This window comes from Micromonospora sp. NPDC048842 (assembly GCF_040649935.1).
Classification (GTDB): domain Bacteria; phylum Actinomycetota; class Actinomycetes; order Mycobacteriales; family Micromonosporaceae; genus Micromonospora; species Micromonospora hortensis.
Genome location: NZ_JBEZGK010000009.1, coordinates 124,866 through 144,323, shown reverse-complemented (window position 1 = coordinate 144,323; position 19,458 = coordinate 124,866). Strand labels below are relative to the sequence as shown.

Annotated in this window: 15 protein-coding genes; 4 read left to right on the top strand and 11 right to left on the bottom strand. The window is 72.4% G+C overall.

Annotation, left to right across the window (positions count from 1 at the left end):
• Positions 1-28: 28 nt before the first annotated feature.
• Entirely contained in the window at positions 29-1,702 is a 1,674-nt protein-coding gene (locus tag AB0C19_RS15470) for a glycoside hydrolase family 13 protein (RefSeq protein WP_357185278.1), read from the top strand.
• Positions 1,703-1,830: 128 nt separating this feature from the next.
• Here AB0C19_RS15470 and AB0C19_RS15465 read toward each other — a convergent pair whose 3' ends face one another.
• The 3 genes from AB0C19_RS15465 to xylA all read right to left on the bottom strand — a co-directional run bounded on the left by AB0C19_RS15465 (position 1,831) and on the right by xylA (position 5,982).
• Positions 1,831-3,264 (bottom strand): MFS transporter, encoded by a 1,434-nt coding sequence (locus tag AB0C19_RS15465; RefSeq protein ID WP_357184986.1) that lies wholly within the window; start codon positions 3,262-3,264, stop codon positions 1,831-1,833.
• Positions 3,265-3,357: 93 nt separating this feature from the next.
• Positions 3,358-4,785, bottom strand: coding sequence for a xylulokinase (gene xylB / locus AB0C19_RS15460; protein WP_357184984.1), 1,428 nt, complete (start codon positions 4,783-4,785; stop codon positions 3,358-3,360).
• 9 nt (positions 4,786-4,794) lie between these two features.
• The gene (gene xylA, locus AB0C19_RS15455) at positions 4,795-5,982 is read right to left on the bottom strand and encodes a xylose isomerase (protein ID WP_091405721.1); all 1,188 of its coding nucleotides are present in this window, start codon (positions 5,980-5,982) and stop codon (positions 4,795-4,797) included.
• A 78-nt stretch (positions 5,983-6,060) separates the two neighbouring features.
• Between xylA and AB0C19_RS15450 the strand changes: the two genes are divergently transcribed.
• Positions 6,061-7,299 (top strand): ROK family transcriptional regulator, encoded by a 1,239-nt coding sequence (locus AB0C19_RS15450; protein WP_357184980.1) that lies wholly within the window; start codon positions 6,061-6,063, stop codon positions 7,297-7,299.
• Positions 7,300-7,426: 127 nt separating this feature from the next.
• Positions 7,427-9,031: a PP2C family protein-serine/threonine phosphatase gene (locus tag AB0C19_RS15445; RefSeq protein WP_357184977.1), complete on the top strand. Its 1,605-nt coding sequence runs from the start codon at positions 7,427-7,429 to the stop codon at positions 9,029-9,031.
• 28 nt (positions 9,032-9,059) lie between these two features.
• On the opposite strand, the gene AB0C19_RS15440 is transcribed toward AB0C19_RS15445, so the two are convergent.
• Positions 9,060-9,686, bottom strand: a complete 627-nt coding sequence (locus AB0C19_RS15440) for a MarR family transcriptional regulator (protein ID WP_357184974.1) — start codon at positions 9,684-9,686, stop codon at positions 9,060-9,062.
• A gap of 97 nt (positions 9,687-9,783) precedes the next feature.
• On the opposite strand from AB0C19_RS15440, the gene AB0C19_RS15435 reads away from it, so the two are divergent.
• A complete protein-coding gene (locus AB0C19_RS15435) occupies positions 9,784-10,914 on the top strand; it encodes a PP2C family protein-serine/threonine phosphatase (RefSeq protein WP_357184971.1) in 1,131 nt (376 codons plus the stop codon).
• Positions 10,915-10,921: 7 nt separating this feature from the next.
• Here AB0C19_RS15435 and AB0C19_RS15430 read toward each other — a convergent pair whose 3' ends face one another.
• The 7 genes from AB0C19_RS15430 to AB0C19_RS15400 all read right to left on the bottom strand — a co-directional run bounded on the left by AB0C19_RS15430 (position 10,922) and on the right by AB0C19_RS15400 (position 19,428).
• Complete coding sequence (locus AB0C19_RS15430) at positions 10,922-12,388, bottom strand: sugar transferase (RefSeq protein WP_357185275.1); 1,467 nt, start codon at positions 12,386-12,388, stop codon at positions 10,922-10,924.
• A 231-nt stretch (positions 12,389-12,619) separates the two neighbouring features.
• On the bottom strand, positions 12,620-14,377 hold the full coding sequence (locus AB0C19_RS15425) for a substrate-binding domain-containing protein (RefSeq protein ID WP_357184968.1): 1,758 nt from the start codon (positions 14,375-14,377) through the stop codon (positions 12,620-12,622).
• Positions 14,378-14,534: 157 nt separating this feature from the next.
• A complete protein-coding gene (locus AB0C19_RS15420; protein WP_357184964.1) occupies positions 14,535-15,572 on the bottom strand; it encodes a lactonase family protein in 1,038 nt (345 codons plus the stop codon).
• A gap of 87 nt (positions 15,573-15,659) precedes the next feature.
• On the bottom strand, positions 15,660-16,262 hold the full coding sequence (locus AB0C19_RS15415) for an ATP/GTP-binding protein (protein ID WP_091405745.1): 603 nt from the start codon (positions 16,260-16,262) through the stop codon (positions 15,660-15,662).
• Entirely contained in the window at positions 16,243-16,632 is a 390-nt protein-coding gene (locus tag AB0C19_RS15410; protein WP_112584165.1) for a DUF742 domain-containing protein, read from the bottom strand. The genes AB0C19_RS15415 and AB0C19_RS15410 overlap by 20 nt, the downstream gene beginning before the upstream one ends.
• Positions 16,622-17,044, bottom strand: a complete 423-nt coding sequence (locus tag AB0C19_RS15405) for a roadblock/LC7 domain-containing protein (RefSeq protein WP_112584065.1) — start codon at positions 17,042-17,044, stop codon at positions 16,622-16,624. Before AB0C19_RS15405 ends, AB0C19_RS15410 begins: the two co-directional genes overlap by 11 nt.
• Positions 17,044-19,428, bottom strand: coding sequence for a nitrate- and nitrite sensing domain-containing protein (locus tag AB0C19_RS15400; protein ID WP_357184959.1), 2,385 nt, complete (start codon positions 19,426-19,428; stop codon positions 17,044-17,046). The genes AB0C19_RS15405 and AB0C19_RS15400 overlap by 1 nt, the downstream gene beginning before the upstream one ends.
• Positions 19,429-19,458: the final 30 nt, after the last annotated feature.

Below are 19,458 nucleotides of genomic sequence, written 5' to 3'. Positions count from 1 at the left end.
TCCACACACAGCAACACGGGAGACGACCCTGAACACCGACCCGACGCAGCAGACCCCCTCCGGTCGACCGGCCACCGGCTGGTGGACCGAGGCCGCCATCTACCAGATCTACCCCCGCTCGTTCGCCGACTCGGACGGGGACGGAATCGGTGACCTGCCCGGCATCACCGCCCGCCTCGACCACCTGGTCGAGCTGGGCGTGGACGCGGTGTGGCTCTCCCCCTTCTACCCCTCGCCGCAGGCCGACGCCGGCTACGACGTGGCCGACTACCGCGACATCGACCCGCTGTTCGGCACCCTCGCCGACGCGGACAAGCTGATCGCCGAGGCCCGGGCCCGCAACCTGCGGGTGATCGTCGACCTGGTTCCGAACCACACCTCCTCGGCGCATCGCTGGTTCCAGGCCGCGCTGCCGGCCGCGCCCGGCAGCCCGGAACGGTCGCGGTACATCTTCCGCGACGGCAGCGGTCCGGGCGGCGACCAGCCGCCGAACGACTGGCAGAGCGTCTTCGGTGGTCCGGCCTGGACCCGGACCGTCGACGCCGACGGGCAGCCCGGCCAGTGGTACCTGCACCTGTTCGACACCGGGCAGCCGGACCTCAACTGGGACAACCCGGAGGTGCACGCGGAGTTCCTGGACGTGCTGCGCTTCTGGCTGGACCGCGGCGTCGACGGCTTCCGGGTCGACGTGGCGCACGGCCTCATCAAGCAGGCCGACCTGGCCGACTGGCAGGAGCCGCAGGAGATCCTCTCCGGCAACGAGATCGACAAGCCCCGCCCACCGATGTGGGACCAGGACGGCGTGCACGAGATCTACCGGCAGTGGCGGCAGGTGCTGGACAGCTACCCCGGCGAGCGGGTGCTGGTCGCCGAAGCCTGGGTGGAACCAGCCGAGCGGCTGGCCCGCTACGTCCGCCCGGACGAGATGCACCAGGCGTTCAACTTCGAGTACCTGCTCGCCGCGTGGAGCGCACCGGCCCAGTACGCCGTGATCACCCGTTCGTTGGAGGCGACCGATTCGGTCGGCGCGCCGACCACCTGGGTGCTGTCCAACCACGACGTGGTGCGGCACGCCTCCCGGCTCGGCCTGCCGATCGGCACCGTACGCCCCAACGGCATCGGCATCGGCGACCCGCAGCCGGACGCCGCACTCGGTCTGCGCCGCGCCCGGGCGGCCACAGTGCTGATGCTGGCGCTGCCCGGCTCGGCGTACCTCTACCAGGGTGAGGAGCTGGGGCTGCCCGAGCACACCACGCTGCCCGACGAGGCCCGGCAGGACCCGACCTGGGCTCGCAGCGGGCACACCCAGCGCGGCCGGGACGGCTGCCGGGTGCCGATCCCGTGGGAGGCCGACGCCCCGTCGTACGGCTTTGGGCCGACCGACGCGAGCTGGTTGCCGCAGCCCGCGCTCTGGGCGGAGTACGCGCTGGACCGCCAGCGCGACGTGCCCGGTTCGACGTACGAGCTGTACCGCACGGCGCTGCGGTTGCGCCGTGCCCACGGGCTGGGTCGCGGCACCCTGGAGTGGTTGTCCTCCGGTGACGAGGTGCTGAGCTTCCGCAACGGTGAGCTGACAGTGCTGACCAACTTCGGTGCCGCCCCGGTGCCGGTGCCGGCCGGCGCCGAGGTGCTCGCCGCCAGCGCGCCCCTGGACAACGACGGCGCGGTCCCGGCCGACGTCACCGTCTGGCTGCGAGGCTGACCTAGCCCAGCACGGAGGCGTGAGGGGCCAAGATCCGCGCAACATCGGGGATGTTGGCCCCTCACGCTCGCCCGAGGCAACACTTTCCCTGATGTTGCGCGGATCAGGGTCGTCGTCGAGCGGCCGGGTCAGAGGCGATCGGCTCGGGTGTGTAGCAGATCGTGCACGTTGTCGATGTCCGCCGGTGAGGTTCGCGAGGCGAGCCAGTACATGACACCGGTCGGGATGAAGAAGAGCTGGAACGCGGCCAGCCCGACGGCGAAGTTCAGCGGTGGCGGGAATGCCACTCGCAGCGCCTGGAAGGCCACCCCGACCAGCCCGTTGCCGGCCGCGCGACCAACCCCGTTGACCAGGTTGCCCAGGCTGTAGACAGTGCCCCTGTGCTCCGGTGGGTTGACGTCGGCGATCAACGCGAACCAGTTCGGCGAGTTGGCCGAGGTCAACGCGAGCGCCACGATGGCGGTGAGCAGGCTCAGCCCGACCGACGGCTCGGTGAACACACTGGCCAGTACCGCACCCACCACCGCGCCGCCGCTCGCGCCGTCCGGCACGTCGATGGTCACCGGTACGAAGAACAACACCAGGTAGAACGGCAGTGCGGCGAGGATGCCGATCGAGGCGACGAGTGCCCGCCCACGCGGGGTACGCCGTTGCACGGCGTCACCGACCAGACCGCCCACGATGGACAGCACCCCACCGAGCTGGAACAGGGTGGCGAAGACGCTGCCCACCACAACAGCTGTCGACGTGGAGTAGCCCTGGGCCTCGGCCCGTTCGGCGAAGAGCACCGGCAGCCAGACCAACGAGCCGAACGCGGCCTGCGCGGTCAGACCCTGCAGGATCAGCCACCGGTTGGTCCGCCGGGCCAGGATGCGCGGCAGGTCGGCGCGGCTGATCCGGTAGTCGTACTCGGCGCCGGCATCCAACCTGCCGGCCAGTTCCGGCTCGCTCTGGCCACGCCGGACGTCGTACGTGAACAGGTAGGCCACCGTGGCGACCAGGCCGACGCCAGTCAACAGCAGGAACGGCCGCCGCCAGTCAGCGGCCCCGAGCAGCCCGCCGACGAGGGTGCCCGCGAGGGTGCCGACCCCCTGGGAGAGCCCCCAGAAGCTCATCACCAGCCCGCGCCGGGTCGGTGAGATCAGATCGGTGACCACGGAGAAGCCCACCGAACCGACCGCGCCGAGGCCGACCGCCGCGACCAGCTGCGCGGCCAGGAACGTCAGGTAGCCGCCGGCGAGCGCGCTACCGCCGGTGCCCGCCGCCCAGAGCAGTGTGCCCACCATGAGCAACGGTTTGCGGTTGGTGTGGTCGCCGACGTACGCCCAGCCGACCGCCGCGACCGCGCTGACCAGGAAGCTGACCGCTGTGACCACGCCGAGCAGCCGACCGGACACGTCGAACGCGTCGGAGATCGGGCCGTACAGCGGGGGGACCAGCCCAATCGCCACGTTGTCCAGCGAGGCGAGCAGCACGAACACCACGACGCTGTACAACCGGTGCGCCGGCCCACCGCCCCGACCGTGCGGGCGCAGGCCGGGCCCGCCACTGGTCACCGTCATGACCGGCAGCCAACCAGACCGCGTGGAGGAGGTCGTCACGCGGGTGGGTGCCGGTCACCGTCGGCCGGCACCCACCCGCGTCGATCCCGACGGTCAGCGCCGGTCGAGCACCAACCCGCGCGCAGCGGCGTACTGGTCGCGCACGGCGGGGACGGCAGCCGCCGCGTACTCCTCGGTGCCCTCGACCGCCCAGACGGGCGGCGCGTCGCCGCCCAGAGCGACCCAGGCGGCCTGGCGGGCGGCACCGTCGGCGACGTACTCCCCTGCCGGCGGAACGACGACCGGGCAGCCGAAGACCTGCGGGGCGATCTGCCGCACCGCGGCCGACCGGGCCCCGCCGCCGACCAGGATGACCCGGGTGGCGGTGGCACCCTGCGCGGTCAACGCGTCCAGCCCGTCGGCGAGCGCGCAGAGCATGCCCTCCACGGCGGCCCGCGCCAGGTGCGCGGGGGTCGACGTACGCAGGGTCAGGCCGTGCACCGCACCGGTGGCGAGCGGTCGGTTCGGCGTCCGCTCACCCTCCAGGTAGGGCACCATTACCAGTCCGTCCGCCCCGGCTGGCGCGGAGAGCGCCAGCTCGGCCAGCTCGTCCAGGTTGACCCCGAGCATCGCGGCGGCGGCGTCCAGCACCCGGGCCGCGTTGAGCGTGGCGACCAGCGGCAGGAAGCGACCGGACGCGTCGGCGAAGCCCGCCACCGCACCGCTCTCGTCAGCGGCGGGCACGTCGGCGACGCTGAACACGGTGCCGGAGGTGCCGATCGAGACGATCACGTCACCGGGCCCGGCGCCGACACCGAGCGCGGCGGCGGCGTTGTCCCCGGTGCCCGCGCCGAGCAGGGCGCCACCCGGCCCACCCAGTACGTCGGACAGCTTTCCCGCCGAATCCGCCGGACCGAGCACCTCGGGCAGCACCAACCGCCGGCCGAAGCCCCGCTCCAGCAGGTCCAGTCGGTATTGCCCGGTGGCCGGCGACCAGTAGCTCGTGCCGCTGGCATCACCCCGGTCGGTACGCAGCGCCTCCAGCCCCGGTGCGCCGGCCAGCCGCCAGGTCAGCCAGTCGTGCGGCAGGCAGACGGCTGCCACCTGGGCTGCCCGCTCCGGTTCGTGCGTGGCCAGCCAGCGCAGCTTGGTGAGGGTGAAGCTGGCCACCGGAACGCTACCGGTGGCCTCGGCCCAGAACCGACTCCCGGCCGAGCCGCCGCCAGCCTCCTCGATGAGGTCGGCGGCGGCGTCGGCGGATCGGGTGTCGTTCCACAGCAGCGCCGGGCGGACCACCCGGCCGTCCTCGTCGAGACACACCATGCCGTGCTGCTGGCCGGCGACGGAGATCGCCGCCACGTCGGCCAACCCGCCGGCCTGGTCGGCGGCGCTACGTAGCGCCTGCCACCAGGCTTCCGGGTCGACCTCCGTGCCGTCCGGGTGCGGTGCCCGGCCCTGCCGGAGCAGGGCGCCGGTCTCCGCGTCCCGGATCACCACCTTGCAGGACTGGGTGGACGAGTCAACACCTGCGACCAACGGCATGGCGGGGCCTCAGCGGGCGCCGAGCAGGTGCTCGACGGCGAGCTGGTTGAGCCGGACGAAGGCGAAGCCCCGGGCGGCCACAGCGTCCACGTCGACGTCCTCGAACGCGGACCGGTCGGCCAGGAGCTCCTCGTAGCCCTCGCCGTCGCCGAGCGTCGGGGTGCTCAGCTCGCCGACCTTGCTGGCGGCGAGCGCCTCGACCACCTCGGGGTCGGCGCGGAACGCCGCTGCCCGCTCCTTGAGCAGCAGGTAGGTGCTCATGTTGGCCGCCGCGGAGGCCCACACCCCCTCCATGTCCTCGGTGCGGGACGGCTTGTAGTCGAAGTGTCGGGGGCCGTCGTAGGCCGGCCCGCCGTTGGGGCCGCCGTTCTCCAGGAGGTCCACCAGGGCGAACGCGTTCATCAGGTCACCGTGGCCGAAGACCAGGTCCTGGTCGTACTTGATGCCGCGCTGGCCGTTGAGGTCCAGGTGGAACAGCTTGCCCTGCCAGAGCGCCTGGGCGATGCCGTGGGCGTAGTTGAGCCCGGCCATCTGCTCGTGGCCGACCTCCGGGTTGAGGCCGACCAGCTCCGGGTGGGCCAGCTGGGAGATGAAGCCGAGCGCGTGCCCGATGGTCGGCAGCAGGATGTCGCCGCGCGGCTCGTTGGGCTTGGGCTCCAGGGCGAACCGCAGGTTGTAGCCCTTGTCGATGGAGTACTGGGTGAGCAGGTCCACCGCCTCGCGGTAGCGGTCCAGGGCGGCGCGGACGTCCTTCGCGAGGTCGTACTCGGAGCCCTCGCGGCCACCCCACATGACGAAGGTGCTGGCGCCCAGCTCGGCGGCCAGGTCGACCTGACGCAGCACCTTGCGCAGCGCGTACCGGCGGACGTCGCGGTCGTTGCTGGTGAAGCCGCCGTCCTTGAAGATCGGGTGGGTGAAGAGGTTGGTGGTGACCATCGGCACCACCAGGCCGGTCTCGTCGAGGGCCTTGCGGAACCGGGCGATGTGCTGGTCCCGGGTGGCCGCGTCGACGCCGAACGGGATCAGGTCGTCGTCGTGGAAGGTGATGCCGTACGCGCCCAGCTCGGCGAGCCGGTGCACTGCCTCGACCGCGTCGAGCTCGGGACGGGTGGCGTCACCGAACGGGTCGCGGGCCTGCCAGCCCACGGTCCAGAGCCCGAAGGAGAACTTGTCGGCGGGGGTGGGACGGGGTGCCATGAGCGACCTCCGGGGTGGTGTTGTCCGCTATTTGTTCAGCGATTGAATTATTTGCCCACCCTATGGCACTGTCAAGGGGTGAGCCTCACCCACGCCCCGGCCGGCGCAGTCCGTCAGGGCAGCCTGCGCGAGCTCAACCTCGCCCTGGTCCTCGGCCGGATCGCCACGGCCGACCGACCTCCCTCCCGGGCCGACCTGGCGACAGCTACCGGCCTGACCAGAGCCACAGTGTCCGCTGTGGTCGAGGACCTGCTCGCCGGCCGGCTGGTCAGTGAGTCCGACCCCGCACCCCGCTCGGGCGCCGGCCGCCCGGCGCGCGGACTGGTCCTGGCCGATCAGGGGCCGGCCGGGCTCGGCCTGGAGGTCAACGTGGACTACCTGGCGGTCTGCGTGGTGGACCTCGCCGGCCAGGTCCGGCACCGCACTGTGCACCGGGCCGACCTGCGCCCGGTGGCCCCCGCCGACGCCCTGGCCCGCCTTGTCGAGATGGCCGTCGCAGCCCGCGAGGACGCTGCCGGGCACGGCCTCACACTGGTCGGGGCCGCGCTCGCGGTGCCCGGCCTGGTGGACGACGCCGGGCTGGTCCGGCTCGCGCCGAACCTCGGCTGGCGTGACGTGCCGGTGCCCGCGCTGCTCGCCGAGCACCCTCCGCTGATCGAGCAGGTGCCCGGCATCCCCGCACTGGTGGTGGACAACGAGGCCAACCTCGCGGCGCTCGGTGAGCTGCACTCTCAGCCACCCGGCCCGTCCAGCTTCCTGCACATCTCCGGAGAGGTGGGCATCGGCGCCGGCATCGTGCTGGACGGCGCGCTGTTTCGCGGCGTACGCGGGTGGAGCGGCGAGATCGGGCACCTTCCGGTGCACCCCGAGGGTCGTCCGTGCCGCTGCGGCGGGCAGGGCTGCCTGGAGCAGTACGCCGGCCAGGAGGCGATAGTGGCCGCCGCCGGGCTGGCCCGGGCGGAGCTTCCCGCAGACACCGCGACGGCCCGGTTGGCCGAGTTGGCCGAGGCCGGCGACGCCGACGCGCTGCGGGCGCTGCACGACGCCGGAACGGCGCTCGGCGTCGCGGTGGCCAGCGTCGTCAATCTTCTCGACCTGGACACCGTGGTGCTCGGTGGCGGGTACGCGGCGCTCGCGCCCTGGCTGTGCCCCCCGGTCCTCGCCGAGATCGGTGCCCGGGTGCTCACCGCGGCCTGGTCGCCGGTCACTGTCCGCCCGTCGACGCTCGGCGCGGAGGCCGCCGCTGTCGGCGCCGCCGGCTCGGTGGCCCGCCGGATCGTCGCCCAGCCCGCCGGCTGGCTGGCCCGCGCCGGCTGATCGCCACCCCGCGCCGTGCGCCGCTGTCGGGGGAGAATCGGTACCCTTGCTCTCAGGCAACGATCCCCGGTGAGGAGTCGAGAAACAGCATGCGCACACGTCGTCAGACGCGAGCCGGCGTCCGGCGTTGACCACTACCCAGCAACCCGGCGGCACCCCGTTGCCAGCCGACGAACGGTTGGCCCGGGAGCTGCTCGACGGGCTCGCCGAGGCCGTGCTGACAACGGACGGGACCGGTCGGGTCACCCTGGTCAACGCCATGGCGGCCGAGTTGATCCCGGAGATCGACGCCGGCACCGAGCTGGCCGGTTGCTCGGTGGCAGCCCTGGCCCGGGCGGTCGCCAACGGCGCTGATCGCTTCGACGCCGACCACCACGGCCGGCGACTGCGCGGCGTCCGACGGCAACTCGCCGGCTCCCGGTGGGCGTGGTACGTCCGCGACGTCACCGAGGAGCACGCCCGCGCCGACGCCCTGCTCGCCGAACGGTCCCGCACCGCGTTCCTCGCCCAGGCCGGCAGTCGGCTGGCGCTGGCCCTGCACCGGGACCAGGTCCTCCTGGCCACCACGACGCTCGCCGTTCCCTACCTGGCCGACGTCGCAGTGGCACTGCCCCGACCGGCCGCGCCGGCCGAGCCGCACCCCCGATGGATCCGGTACGCCGACAGCGAGCCCGCCCCGGTCACCGGGCTGGCCGGCCCCGCGCTGACCAGCTCCGTTCCCGGGCTGGCCGAAGCGCTGGCCGGCGACCGGGCCGAGCCGGGCCCCTGGCCGGACGTCCCGCTCACCGACGTGGCCGACCTGCTGCCGCCCGAGTTCGGCCCCCCGGGCACGGTGCTGGTCAGCCCGCTTCTCAGTGCCAGCGGGTCGGCCGGTGCGCTGCTGCTCATCCGTCGGTTCGGGCGGGCCGGCTTCGACAGGCGCGACGTGGAGCTGGCCCGGGAGTTCGCCGCCCGCGCGGGTGCCGCGCTGGCCACCGCCGACCTGCACGGCGAGCAGGCCCACCTGGCCCGGGTGCTGCAAACCAGCCTGCTCCCGCCCGAGCTGCCCGTCGTGCCCGGCGTGAGCCTGGCCGGTGGCTACCGGGCGGCGGGCGACACCCTGCGCATCGGCGGTGACTTCTACGAGGTGTTTCCGCATTCGCGCGGCGCCCTGTTCGCGCTCGGCGACGTGTGCGGCAAGGGCGTGGGCGCGGCGGTGCTGACCGGCCGGGTCCGCCAGTCGTTGCAGACGCTGCGGCTCGTCGAGCAACGCCCGCTGGAGCTGATCCGCCTGCTCAACCAGGCGCTGTTCGACGCGCCGGACGCGGCACGGCGCAACCAGTTCACCACCCTGTTGCTCGGTTCCCTGGACCGGGGGCCGGCCGGGCTGGACCTCCGCATCGCCGGCGGGGGTCACCCGGCGCCACTGCTGGTCACCGCTGACGGCACTGTCACCCCGGTCCCGGTCGGTGGCATGCCGGTGGGGGCGCTGACGGCCGCACGGTTCGCCGAGACCCGGGTGCACCTCGATCCGGGCGATCTGCTGCTCGCGTACACCGATGGGGTGACCGAGGCGCGCGGCCCGCGCGACGCGGCGATGTTCGGCGAGGCCCGGCTGCGGGCCGCGCTCGCGGCGGCGGCCGGGCAACCGCCGGCGGTGCTGATCGACCGGGTGCTCAGCGCCGTCGACGACTGGCTGGGCGGGCAGGCCCACGACGACATAGCGATGCTGGCCGTGGGCGCCTCGACTTGACCGACGGGCAAGCGTCCGGCCGGCTCGATCAGGCGGTACGCGCCACCGGCGGGCCGCCGGCCGGCCACTCCCTGGTGGTGCCGACCGATCGTTCCGGACCACCCGACGAACCCGTCCACCCCGCTCGGGTCTGCCGACCCGAATCGCCCGACCAGTCCTCCGGCCGCCCACCGGGCCGGTCCGGGTCGTCCGGCCAGTCCCCCTGGCCCGTCGACTCGTCCGACGCCGGCGCGTGCTGCGCCTGCTGGCGGCGGGCGGTCTCGTCGAACTCCCGCATCCCGCGCAGCAGCGCGTCGCGGCCCTCCCCGCTCATCCCGGCCAGCACTGCGGCGAGTTGGCCCTGGCGGTCGGCCCGCAGCTCGGCGACCAGCCGGCGGGCCTCCGGGGTGAGGTGCAGTGAGATCTCCCGCCGGTCGAAGCGGCCCGGCTCGCGTTCCAGCATGCCGGCCGCGACCAGCCGGTCGCAGAGACGGCTGGCGGAGCTGAGCAGCATGTCGAGTCGGGTGGCGAGCCGGCGCAGGTTGATCCCGTCGTACTGTTCCACCACCATCACCGCCCGCAACTGGGCACCGGAGACGCGGTTGGCGGTCCCCTCCCGGGCAGACTCCCAGATGCCCAGCAGGGCAGCGGCCGCAGCGTCCAGCGCGGCAGCCATACTCGTCTCAGGGTCCGTCGGACGGTTCAGTTCGGCCATGGTGGCCCGAGAGTACTCCGAACCTCCTGGTGGTCGAGCTTTCAGTGAAGGACTGACGATGAGCGAACCGGTCAATCGGGCACGACGTGCCCTAAACGAGACACCAGCCGACCGGCTCGTCGGCGGTATCGGGAACGTGCTCGCCCAGTCGTACGGGATCACCGACGTCGAGCTCTACCAGGTCGACTACCGGATCGCGGAGCTGCTGCCACTCGGCGACGACGAGTCGATCACCAGCCCCGGGCACCCGGCCTGGCGCGCCTTCGACCACCAGTCGCCGATACTGACCGACGGCACCGCCTGGTTCCCGGTCACCATGCGTGGCGAGCGTCGAGGGGTGCTGCGCCTGTCACCCGTTGCGGACGACCAGGACGTCGTCGCCGCGCTGGCCGAGATCGCCACCGCGCTCGCCCACGAGGTGGCGGCGGTCTCCGCCGGCACCGACGTCTATCTGGCGGCCCGGCGCACCCAACGCCTCACCCTGGCCGCCGAGATGCAGTGGGACCTGCTCCCCGGCCGCAGCCGGATCCGACCCTCGTTCAGCCTGGCCGGGCAGTTGGAGCCGGCGTACGCGGTGCGCGGCGACAGCTTCGACTGGTCCGACGACGGGGAACGGGTCTGGTTGTCCACCATCAACGGCACCGGTGAGGGGGTGGCCGCCTCCCTGCTCACCTCGCTGGCCACCCACGCGCTGCGCAACGCGCGTCGGGCCGGGCTGAGCCTGGCCGACCAGGCCGCCCTCGCCGATCAGGCCATTTACGACCTGTACCGGGGCGAGCAGCACCTCTCCGCCTTGCTGATGGAGCTGGACCTGCGCTCCGGGATGATGACAGTGGTGGACGCCGGGTCGCCCCGGCTGGTCCTGCTCCGCGACGGGGACGTCACCGAGCAGCCCCTGGAGGCGCAGTTCCCGCTGGGCATGTTCGAGGCGACCGACTACCACGAGCAGAAGTTCCCGCTGCAACGCGGCGACCGGGTCTTCGTGGTCAGCGACGGGGTGGTGGAGGCCACCGGTCAGCACGTGCGCTACGGCGAGACGGCACTGGACCGGTTTCTCCGGCGGACCGGGCCGATGGCACCCCTGGACGCCGTCCGGTCGCTGATCGGTGATCTGCGGGCGTTCGTGGCCGGTGACCTGGTCGACGACGCGGTGGTCGTCTGCCTGGACTGGACCGGCCCGCAGGCGTGAGCGGTGCTCAGTACGCGCCTCGGCCGTTCAGCACCGCGCCGAAGGTCTTCCAGAGGATGGTGAGGTCGGCGGCGAGGGACCAGTTCTCCACGTAGTAGAGGTCGAGTCGGATGCCGTCCTCCCAGCTCAGGTCGGAGCGGCCACTGACCTGCCACAGGCCGGTCATGCCGGGCTTGACCAGCAGCCGTCGGGCCACGTCACCGTCGTAGCGGGCCACCTCCGAGGGCAGCGGCGGGCGGGGACCGACCAGGCTCATCTGCCCCAGCAGCACATTGACCAGCTGCGGCAGCTCGTCCAGTGACCATTTGCGTAGTAGCCGGCCGACGCGGGTCACCCGGGGGTCGTGGCGCATCTTGAACATCAGGCCGTCGGTCTCGTTGCGCGCTGTCAACTCGGCGAGCAGCGCGTCCGCGTTCACGACCATGGTGCGGAACTTGAACACGCCGAACTCCTGCCCGCCCCGGCCGACCCGGACCTGTCGGAACAGCACCGGGCCTCGGCTGTCCAGTTTGATGGCCAGTGCGATGAACGCGATCAGCGGCAGCAGCACCGCCAGCGCCAGCGACGAGACGGACCGGTCGACGAGACCCTTCACCAGCTTGCGAACCCCGCGGAACTCGGGTGCCTCGACGTGGATCAGGGGCAGGCCGGCGACCGGGCGGGTGTGGATGCGCGGGCCGGCGACGTCGGTCAGCGCGGGTGCCACGACCAGGTCGATGCCGGTCCCCTCCAACTGCCAGCCGAGGCGGCGCAGCCGGGTCGCTGTCAGTTCACCGGACGCGGTCACCGCGACAGTGTCCGCGCCGATCGCGGTGGCCGCCTCCGGGATACCCCGGAACGACCCCACCACCGGCACGTCGCCCAGCCGCTGCGCCACCGGCGCGAGCAGCGCGTCCGGAATGCAGGCGCCCACCACCTGGTAGCCGGCGTACGGCTCACGGCGAAGCGTGTGGACCAACTCCAACACGTGGGCGGTGTCGCCGACCACCAGCACCTTGCGGGACCAGCCGGCGCCCACCGAGCGGGCCCGGTGCAGTCGCTTGCGGGCGGCGAACCGCGCCACCTCCAGCCCGATGGTGCCCACCGCGAAGGAGATTCCCAGGAAGCCCCGGGAGACGCCGACGTCGGCGATGTAGCCGATGATGGCGATCGCCCCGGCCAGGCGCAGGCTGGCGGAGCTGACCCGCCGATACTCGTCCGCCCCGTAGCCGATCACCCGGTCGTCGTAGCAGCCGAGCGCCTTGAGTGAGATCAGCCAGGCCAGCACCAACCCGGGGGCGACCAGCACGTACGGGATCTCCGAGCCGGTCGGCTCGTCGTCACCGAAACGAGCGACGTAGCCGATCAGCAGCGCGATGATGAGGATGGTGGTGTCCAGCACCACCAGGACCCGGACGTAGGACCGTTCGTCGGCGCGCGCCACCAACCCGGCGCGTCTACCGCCCGGCTCCGCCGACGTGGCGGGGGTCAACAGTGTCGCCACGCTCACCGGCCCTCCCACTCTGTACAGGATGGCCCCGGCCGACGGGTCGGACCGGAGGCGGACCGACTATGCCGGAACAGTCGACATCCTGCCTTGACAACTATGACTGCCGATTGCTTCCGACGTATTGCCGTCACTTTTCTTCAACAACCTGGTGGCCGAAAAGGGGCCTGCCACACCGAATCGACGGTACGGCAGGCCCCTGGACGTCTGAGCGTCGGATCAGCGCGGCGCTGGCGGACGCCGTGCGATGGCGCTGAGGAAGATGCTGCCGATCTCACTCGGGTCCTTGGTGACGAAGACGTCGCCACCGGTCACCTTGGTGATCGACTCCAGCTCTGCCTTGCTGACGCCCTCGCCGATACCGATCATGATGACCTGGACCGGCCGCTCCGGGTCGGCGATCTGCTTGAGCTTGCTGAGCAGCTGCTGCTGGTTGAGGCCGTTGTTGTCCTCGTTCTTGCCGTCGGTGAACAGCACGATCGAGTTGACCCGGCCGGGCTGCCAGTTCTCCTGCACCGCCTGGTACGCGGCCAGCATGGTGTCGTAGAGGCCGGTGTCGCCGCTGGAGGGCTTGACGGTGGCGAGCGCGCCCTCCAACTGGGCCCGCTGGCCGGAGAGCGGCCCGATGGGGACCAACTCCCGGTAGTCCCGGTTGCCGACCAGCTGGGTGGAGAAGGTCCACAGGCCGATCGACCAGGAGTCGTCGAAGAGGCCGAGGCCGCGACGGGCCGCGTCCACGGTGACCTCCTCCCGGCTGCGGTTGTTGGCGCTGGGCACCGGGTCCTTCATCGAGCCGGAGACGTCGATGACGGCAAGCATCCGACCGGACTGGGTGGCGATCGACCAGCTGGAGACGACCCGCTGGATGGCGGCCGGGTCGAGGCCACCCGCCGCAGTGCCGCCGTTCGCCGGTGCGGTCGGCGCGCCGCCGGACGGGCTCGGGGCACCCTGCGGCGCCTTGAAACCCTCGCCCCAGTTGCCGTCCGGCGCGCGCAGCGACTGCGCGGCGAGCCGGTTACGGAAGGTCGGGCTGGTGAGCAGCTCGAACAGCACCTTGGCCGCCGACGCCTTGCTCGGCTCGATGCCGGGCAGCACCGCGTACGGGTAGTCCAGCGGCATCGGTGCCGGCTCCATGTAGAGCGCGGCGAGCGGCACCGGCGGCTTCTTGCTGTTGTACGCGATCACGTCTTCTTCGGACAGGGCCGCCGCACCGAGACCGCTGGCGATGGACGTCGAGTCGTTGGCAGTGGGGAAACGGGCCAGCAGGTCGTTGCGGAGCGAGGACCGCCCGGTGGCCAGTGCGCGGAGCGCGCCGACGGTGTTGCGCTGGGCGTCGCCGCCGGCGCCGTTCGCGGCGGCGGTCAGCGAGAGCAGACCGGACAGGCCCGCCGCGTCGCGGGTCGGCTCGACGATCCCGGTCCGCAGCGGCGCGCTGGTGTTGTTGACCTGCTTGAGCAGGTCGGTCCAGTTGAACTTCTTGTCCGGCCAGCCCAGCCGGGTGGCGATCGGCTCGGGCATCGCGACGACGATCGGGCTGCGCGCGATGGACTGGCCGTTGGTCGGAGCGAACGCTGTCGCGTCCTTCTTCAACCGCAGCAGCCAGGTCGAGGAGTCGGGCACCCAGACGTCCGGGCTGACGGCGGTGCCACTGGCCTGCCCCACGCCGGCCAGCACAGCGCCGTGCTTGGCCGCCACCACGGCCGCCACGTCGACCGGGTCGGACGCGGACACGTCGACGCGGATGCAGGTCGGGCCCACCGCGGCGCCATCCTTGACCCACTGGGATGCGGCGGCGTCCACCGCTGGCGCGAGTTCGGACGCGACCGCCACGGCCAGTCGGATCTCCCCCGAGCAGCTGGGCTGGATCAACTCCTGGTAGCCGAACCACGCGCCCGTCGTCACGACGAGCACCCCCGCCGTTGCGGCGGCGGCGGCTAGATGGAGTTTCGAACGCATGCGATGGCGGCCTGCTGACACGGTGACCATCTTGCGTACTAGGTGCCGTCTCTGCCACATCCGTTCGGACTAAAGTTACGGAGGAGAAACAGTTGACCACTATTTTGCGACACAGAGTGACGGGGCAGCCTCGCGGCGTTGCCAAACGAGTGCCGCTCTCACGTCTCTAAACCATCGTTCAGGGCAGCACGCACGTCGGGCTCGGCACCGCCACCGGCTCGCCGACCGCCTTCAGGACACCGTTGTCGGCGTCGCGCCGGAACACCCGCACCATGTCCGCCCGTTCGTCGGCGACGTAGAGGTGCTCCCCGATGAGGGCGAAGTGCCGGGGCCACTCCCCGTCGGTGTCCACTTCGGCCACCAGCTCGGGCAGCTCCCCGGCCAGCGTGAAGACCGCGACGGTCCCCACCCCACGGTTGGCGACGTAGAGGAACCGGCCGTCCGGGGCGACAGTGACCTCCGACGGCTGGACGTGACCGGCGCGCTCGCTCGCCTCTACCCGCCCGCGCTGGTGCAACGCGCCGTCGTCGGTCAGGTCGTAGGCGGTGACCGAGGCGTCCAGCTCACCGACGAGGTAGCAGCGCCGTCCGTCGGGGTGCCGGGCCAGGTGCCGGGGGCCGGTGCCGGGCTTCGTACGCATCCGGGGCGCCCGCGGCACCAGTCGTCCGGTCGCCTCGTCCAGGTCGTACCGGTAGACCGAGTCGGTGCCGAGATCCACGCCGAAGATCGGCCCCTGGCCCGACCCGGGCGAGACCATGTGGGCGTGGGCGTGGTCCTGGCGCTCCGGGTCGGGGCCGTGCCCCTCGTGCACCACCAGGTCGGTGCGCTCGCCGGGCACGCCCTGCGGGTCGAGCGGGAAGACCGCGATGCTGCCGCTGCCGTAGTTGGCCGCCAGCAGGTGACCCCCGCCGGGCAGCACCGCCAGGTGGCAGGGCTCGGCGCCGCCGGTCGACCGACTGCCGAGCGGGTCCAGCGCGCCGTCCGCCCCGACCTGCCAGGCACTGATCTCGCCGTCGGTCAGCTCGTTGACCGCGTAGAGCACCGGCAGGGTGGGGTGCCGCACCAGGAAGGAAGGGGACGGGGTGACCGCCACAGTGCCGAGCGGGGTCAGCGCCCCGGTCCTCGGGTCGCGCCGAGCGGCGACGATGCCGCTGCCCCGCCCGCCGCTCTGCGCCGTGTAACCCCCGATGTGGACGACCTCACCCTGACCGCTCACGCCCAACTCCTCCGCCGGCATCCTTCGTTGATCCAACCAGAGGCTGCCCGCGTTGCCCGTCCGTTAACCAGCTTTCCGGCCCTGATCTCAGGCCGCCGGCACCGGCTCGCCGCGCTGTCGGGCCACGTGCTCCACCAGAGAGATCAACACCATCTTTCCGGACTGCCGGTCCCGGGCGTCGCAGAGCACCATCGGCACGTCCGGGTCCAGGTCGAGCGCTCGGCGTACGGTCTCCAGGTTGAACCGGCGGGAGTCGTCGAAGCAGTTCACGCCGACCACGAACGGGATTCCCCGCTGCTCGAAGTAGTCGATGGAGGGGAAGCAGTCGGCCAACCGGCGGGTGTCGGCGAGTACCACCGCGCCGAGCGCGCCGAAGGCCAGCTCGTCCCAGAGGAACCAGAACCGGTCCTGGCCCGGCGTGCCGAACAGGTAGACCTGAAGGTCGTCGTTGATGGTGATCCGGCCGAAGTCCATCGCCACAGTGGTGGTGGACTTGCCCTCCACGCCGGAGATGTCGTCGGTGCCGATCCCGGCACCGGTGAGCACCTCCTCGGTCTGCAACGGACGGACCTCGCTCAGGGCGCTCACCAAGGTCGTCTTGCCAGCCCCGAAGCCCCCCGCGATGAGGATCTTCAATGCCAGCGGGATCGTGGTGCTGGTGCCCACCTGGTCATAGCGCACGGAGTCCACTGACCACCGCCTTGAGGATGTCGTCGTCGGGAAGGATGCCGGCGGCCGGCGGCTCGTGCACCGCGACCAGGCCCTCGGCGAGAAGATCACCGAGCAGTACCCGGACCACGCCGACCGCGAGGTCCAGCTCGGCTGCCAGTTCGGCCACCGACACCGGCCGGTGGGCCAGCGTGACCAGCCGTCGATGCTCCGGCAGCAGATGCGAATGACTCGTCGCGTCGACGTCCGAACCGGCCAACACGAACGCGACCAGGTTGAAATCGTCGACGGCGGAGCGTACTCGGCCTCCGGTGAGCGTGTACGGGCGCATCACCGGGCCGGCTTCACCGTCCAGCCACTCGTGCTGCGGCCCGGGCGGCTCAGTCCGCATCTCCGGCACCCGCTGCCGATCGGGCCGGCGCGGCGAGGCTCTCCCCCACCCGGATCACCAGCATCGCCATCTCGTACGCGACCAGCCCGATGTCCGCGTCGGCGTCGCTCACCACTGCCAGGCAGGCACCCTGCCCGGCGGCGGTGACGAAGAGGTACGCCGCCTCCATCTCCACGACGGTCTGCCGGACCGGGCCGCCGTCCACGTGCCGGCTGGCGCCTCGGGCGAGGCTGGAGAAGCCGGCGGCCAGCGCACAGAGGTGCTCGGCGTCGGAGCGCTCCAGCTCGGCCGAGCAGCCGAGCAGCAGGCCGTCGGCGGAGAGCACCACCGCCTCGCGGGCGGCCGGTACCCGTTGCACCAGTTCGTCGAGCAACCAGTCCAGGCCGGCGCTCTGCTTCGTCGAATGCCGCACTAGGCGTCCCTCTCAGTCACGGTCGGGGGTTCGGGGGTCGTCGGCGGGTCGGTGCGGGCTGCCTGGACCGTCGGGCCGGTCGGCGCGGTCGGGCCGGTCGGCGCCGTCGGGGTCGTGGCGGTGGCACGTCCGCGCGCCGTGCCGGCCTGGAGCGCCGCCATCACCTGGCGGACCTCCTCCGGCGAGCGGGGCGACGGCGTGTCGGTGACTGTCGACCGGGGCTGGGCGGCGGGGGTGCGACGGCGCACCCGGCGGGGCAGGCCATCCAACTCGTCGTCCGGCGCGTCGGAGGCCGCCGACCCCTCGTCGTGCCCGTTGGCAGGCGGGATGGCCGAGGTCGGCGCTCCGGTGGGTGGGGCGGGCGGGGCCGTGCTGGCGGACGGGGCCGTCGGCGGGCGGGTGCGGGGGCGACTCACGGTGCCCCGGCGCGCCGTCCGAGCCAGCCGCCGGCTCGGGTCGGCCGAGGCGGTACCGAGCGTGGCGGGGTCGGGGCCGGCCGGCGGCTCGGTGGTGACCAGGTCGCCGGGGACCAGCACCACGGCGGTCACGCCACCCTCGCCGGATGGGCGCAACCCCACCCGTACGCCGTGCCGGGCCGCCAGCCGGGCCACCACGAACAGGCCGAGTCGGGCGCTCTGCGCCGGGTCGAACTCGGGCGAGCTGGCCAGTCGGGTGTTCGCGGTCTCCAGTGCCGTGTCGGACATGCCCAGACCCTGATCGGTGATCTCCAGGGCGTACCCGCTGGCCACCTGCGCCCCGGTGACGGTGACCCGGGTGTCCGGTGGGGAGAAGGCGGTGGCGTTCTCGACCAGCTCGGCGAGCAGGTGGATGATGTCGCCGACCGCGCGCCCCAGCACGCCGGCCGGTTGCACGGCCTTGACGTCCACCCGCTCGTACGCCTCGACCTCGGAGATCGCGCCGCGGATCAGGTCGACCATCGCGACCGGGTTGCGCCAACCCCGGCCGGGCGCGGAGCCGGCGAGGATGACCAGATCCTCGGCGTGCCGGCGCAGCCGGGTGGCCAGGTGGTCGACCTGGAACAGCTCGGCCAACTCGTCCGGGTCCTCGCTACGCCGCTCCATCCGGTCCAGCAGGTGCAGCTGCCGGTGCACCAGGCTCTGGCTCCGTCGGGCGATGTTGAGGAAGACCTCGTTGAGCCCGCGACGCAACGTGACCTCGTCCACAGCGGCCTGGACGGCAGTGCGCTGCACCTCGGTGAAGGCGCGCCCGACCTCGCCGATCTCGTCGTGGCCGTACTCCAGCGGCGGCGCCTCCCGGGCGACGTCGACCTGCTCGCCACGGCGCAGCCGGGCCACCACGTCGGGCAGCCGGTGCTCGGCCAGCTCCAGCGCGGCGGTGCGGACGCCGCTGAGCCGGCGGACCAGGGTGCGGCCGACCCGCAGCGCCACAAGCACCGAGACGACAACTGCGACGAGCCCGAGTACGCCGGCGGCGGCCAGCCGTACCAGGATGCGGACGGCCATCGGCACCGAACGGTCGGCCAGAGCGTCGGCCTCGGACAGTTCGAAGTCCCGCAACTGCTGCTGCACCGCGTCCTGGCTGGCCTGCCAGGACGCGGCGTCGACCGTCGGCCGCCCGGACCGGTTGGGCACGACCAGCGCGTCCTGCATGCTGCGCAGCCGGGTGAACGCCTCGCTCTCGGTCAACAGTTGGTACGCGACCCGGCTGCTCTCGGGCAGGTCAGCCACGGCGCTCTCGGTGAGCCACCGTTGGTTGCCGATGGCCTGTACGAGCTGGGTGTGTTCCCCCTCGGCGAACCGTCCGGCGGTCAGCGCGCCGGCCAGCAACGCGTCGCTCTGGCCGAGCAGTTCCCGGGAGCGACCCAGCGCGGTGAGCGCCAGGGCCTGCCGGTTGATGTCCGGGTCGGTCAGGGTAGCCATGCCCGCGAACGCCTGGAAGGCCGCGGAGACCATGCCGCTGTACAGACCGATCGCGCCGGCGCGGTCCACCTTGCGCTGGTCGATGAACTTCCGCCCGTCGGGTAGCGCCGCCAGGGCGTTGACCAGCTGGTCGACCCGGGTTTCCAACAGGTCGTCCGCGGCGTCGCGCAGCGGCTCCCCGTCCACCCGGCGGCGCAGTTCGGCGATCGCCCGATCGGTGCGCCCGCGCTGGTCGGCGAGTGCGGGCAGCTCGGAGTTACCGGCGAGCTGCACCACCGAGAGTCGACGTTCCCGTTGCAGCTCGGTGACCACTGTCTCGCCGGGGCGACCCAGGTCGTACAACAGGGTGCGGGCGGAGAGCAGGTTCAGGGCGGGACCGAAGGTCAGCGTGGTCGCGAAGATCCACAGTGCCAGGAGCGCGGTCACCGGCGCGACGACCAACGCGGTCAGCTTCGAGCGGATCGGCCAGTCGCGGGTTTTCATCAGACCTCGCCCGTACAGGGTGGCAGGAGG

Coding starts and splice junctions, on each gene's coding strand:
- xylA (WP_091405721.1), bottom strand. CDS start 5,982: ATGGCACCCCGTCCCACCCCCGCCGACAAGTTCTCCTTCGGGCTCTGG.
- AB0C19_RS15410 (WP_112584165.1), bottom strand. CDS start 16,632: ATGCGGACTGAGCCGCCCGGGCCGCAGCACGAGTGGCTGGACGGTGAA.
- AB0C19_RS15400 (WP_357184959.1), bottom strand. CDS start 19,428: ATGAAAACCCGCGACTGGCCGATCCGCTCGAAGCTGACCGCGTTGGTC.
- AB0C19_RS15435 (WP_357184971.1), top strand. CDS start 9,784: ATGAGCGAACCGGTCAATCGGGCACGACGTGCCCTAAACGAGACACCA.
- AB0C19_RS15440 (WP_357184974.1), bottom strand. CDS start 9,686: ATGGCTGCCGCGCTGGACGCTGCGGCCGCTGCCCTGCTGGGCATCTGG.
- AB0C19_RS15465 (WP_357184986.1), bottom strand. CDS start 3,264: ATGACGGTGACCAGTGGCGGGCCCGGCCTGCGCCCGCACGGTCGGGGC.
- xylB (WP_357184984.1), bottom strand. CDS start 4,785: ATGCCGTTGGTCGCAGGTGTTGACTCGTCCACCCAGTCCTGCAAGGTG.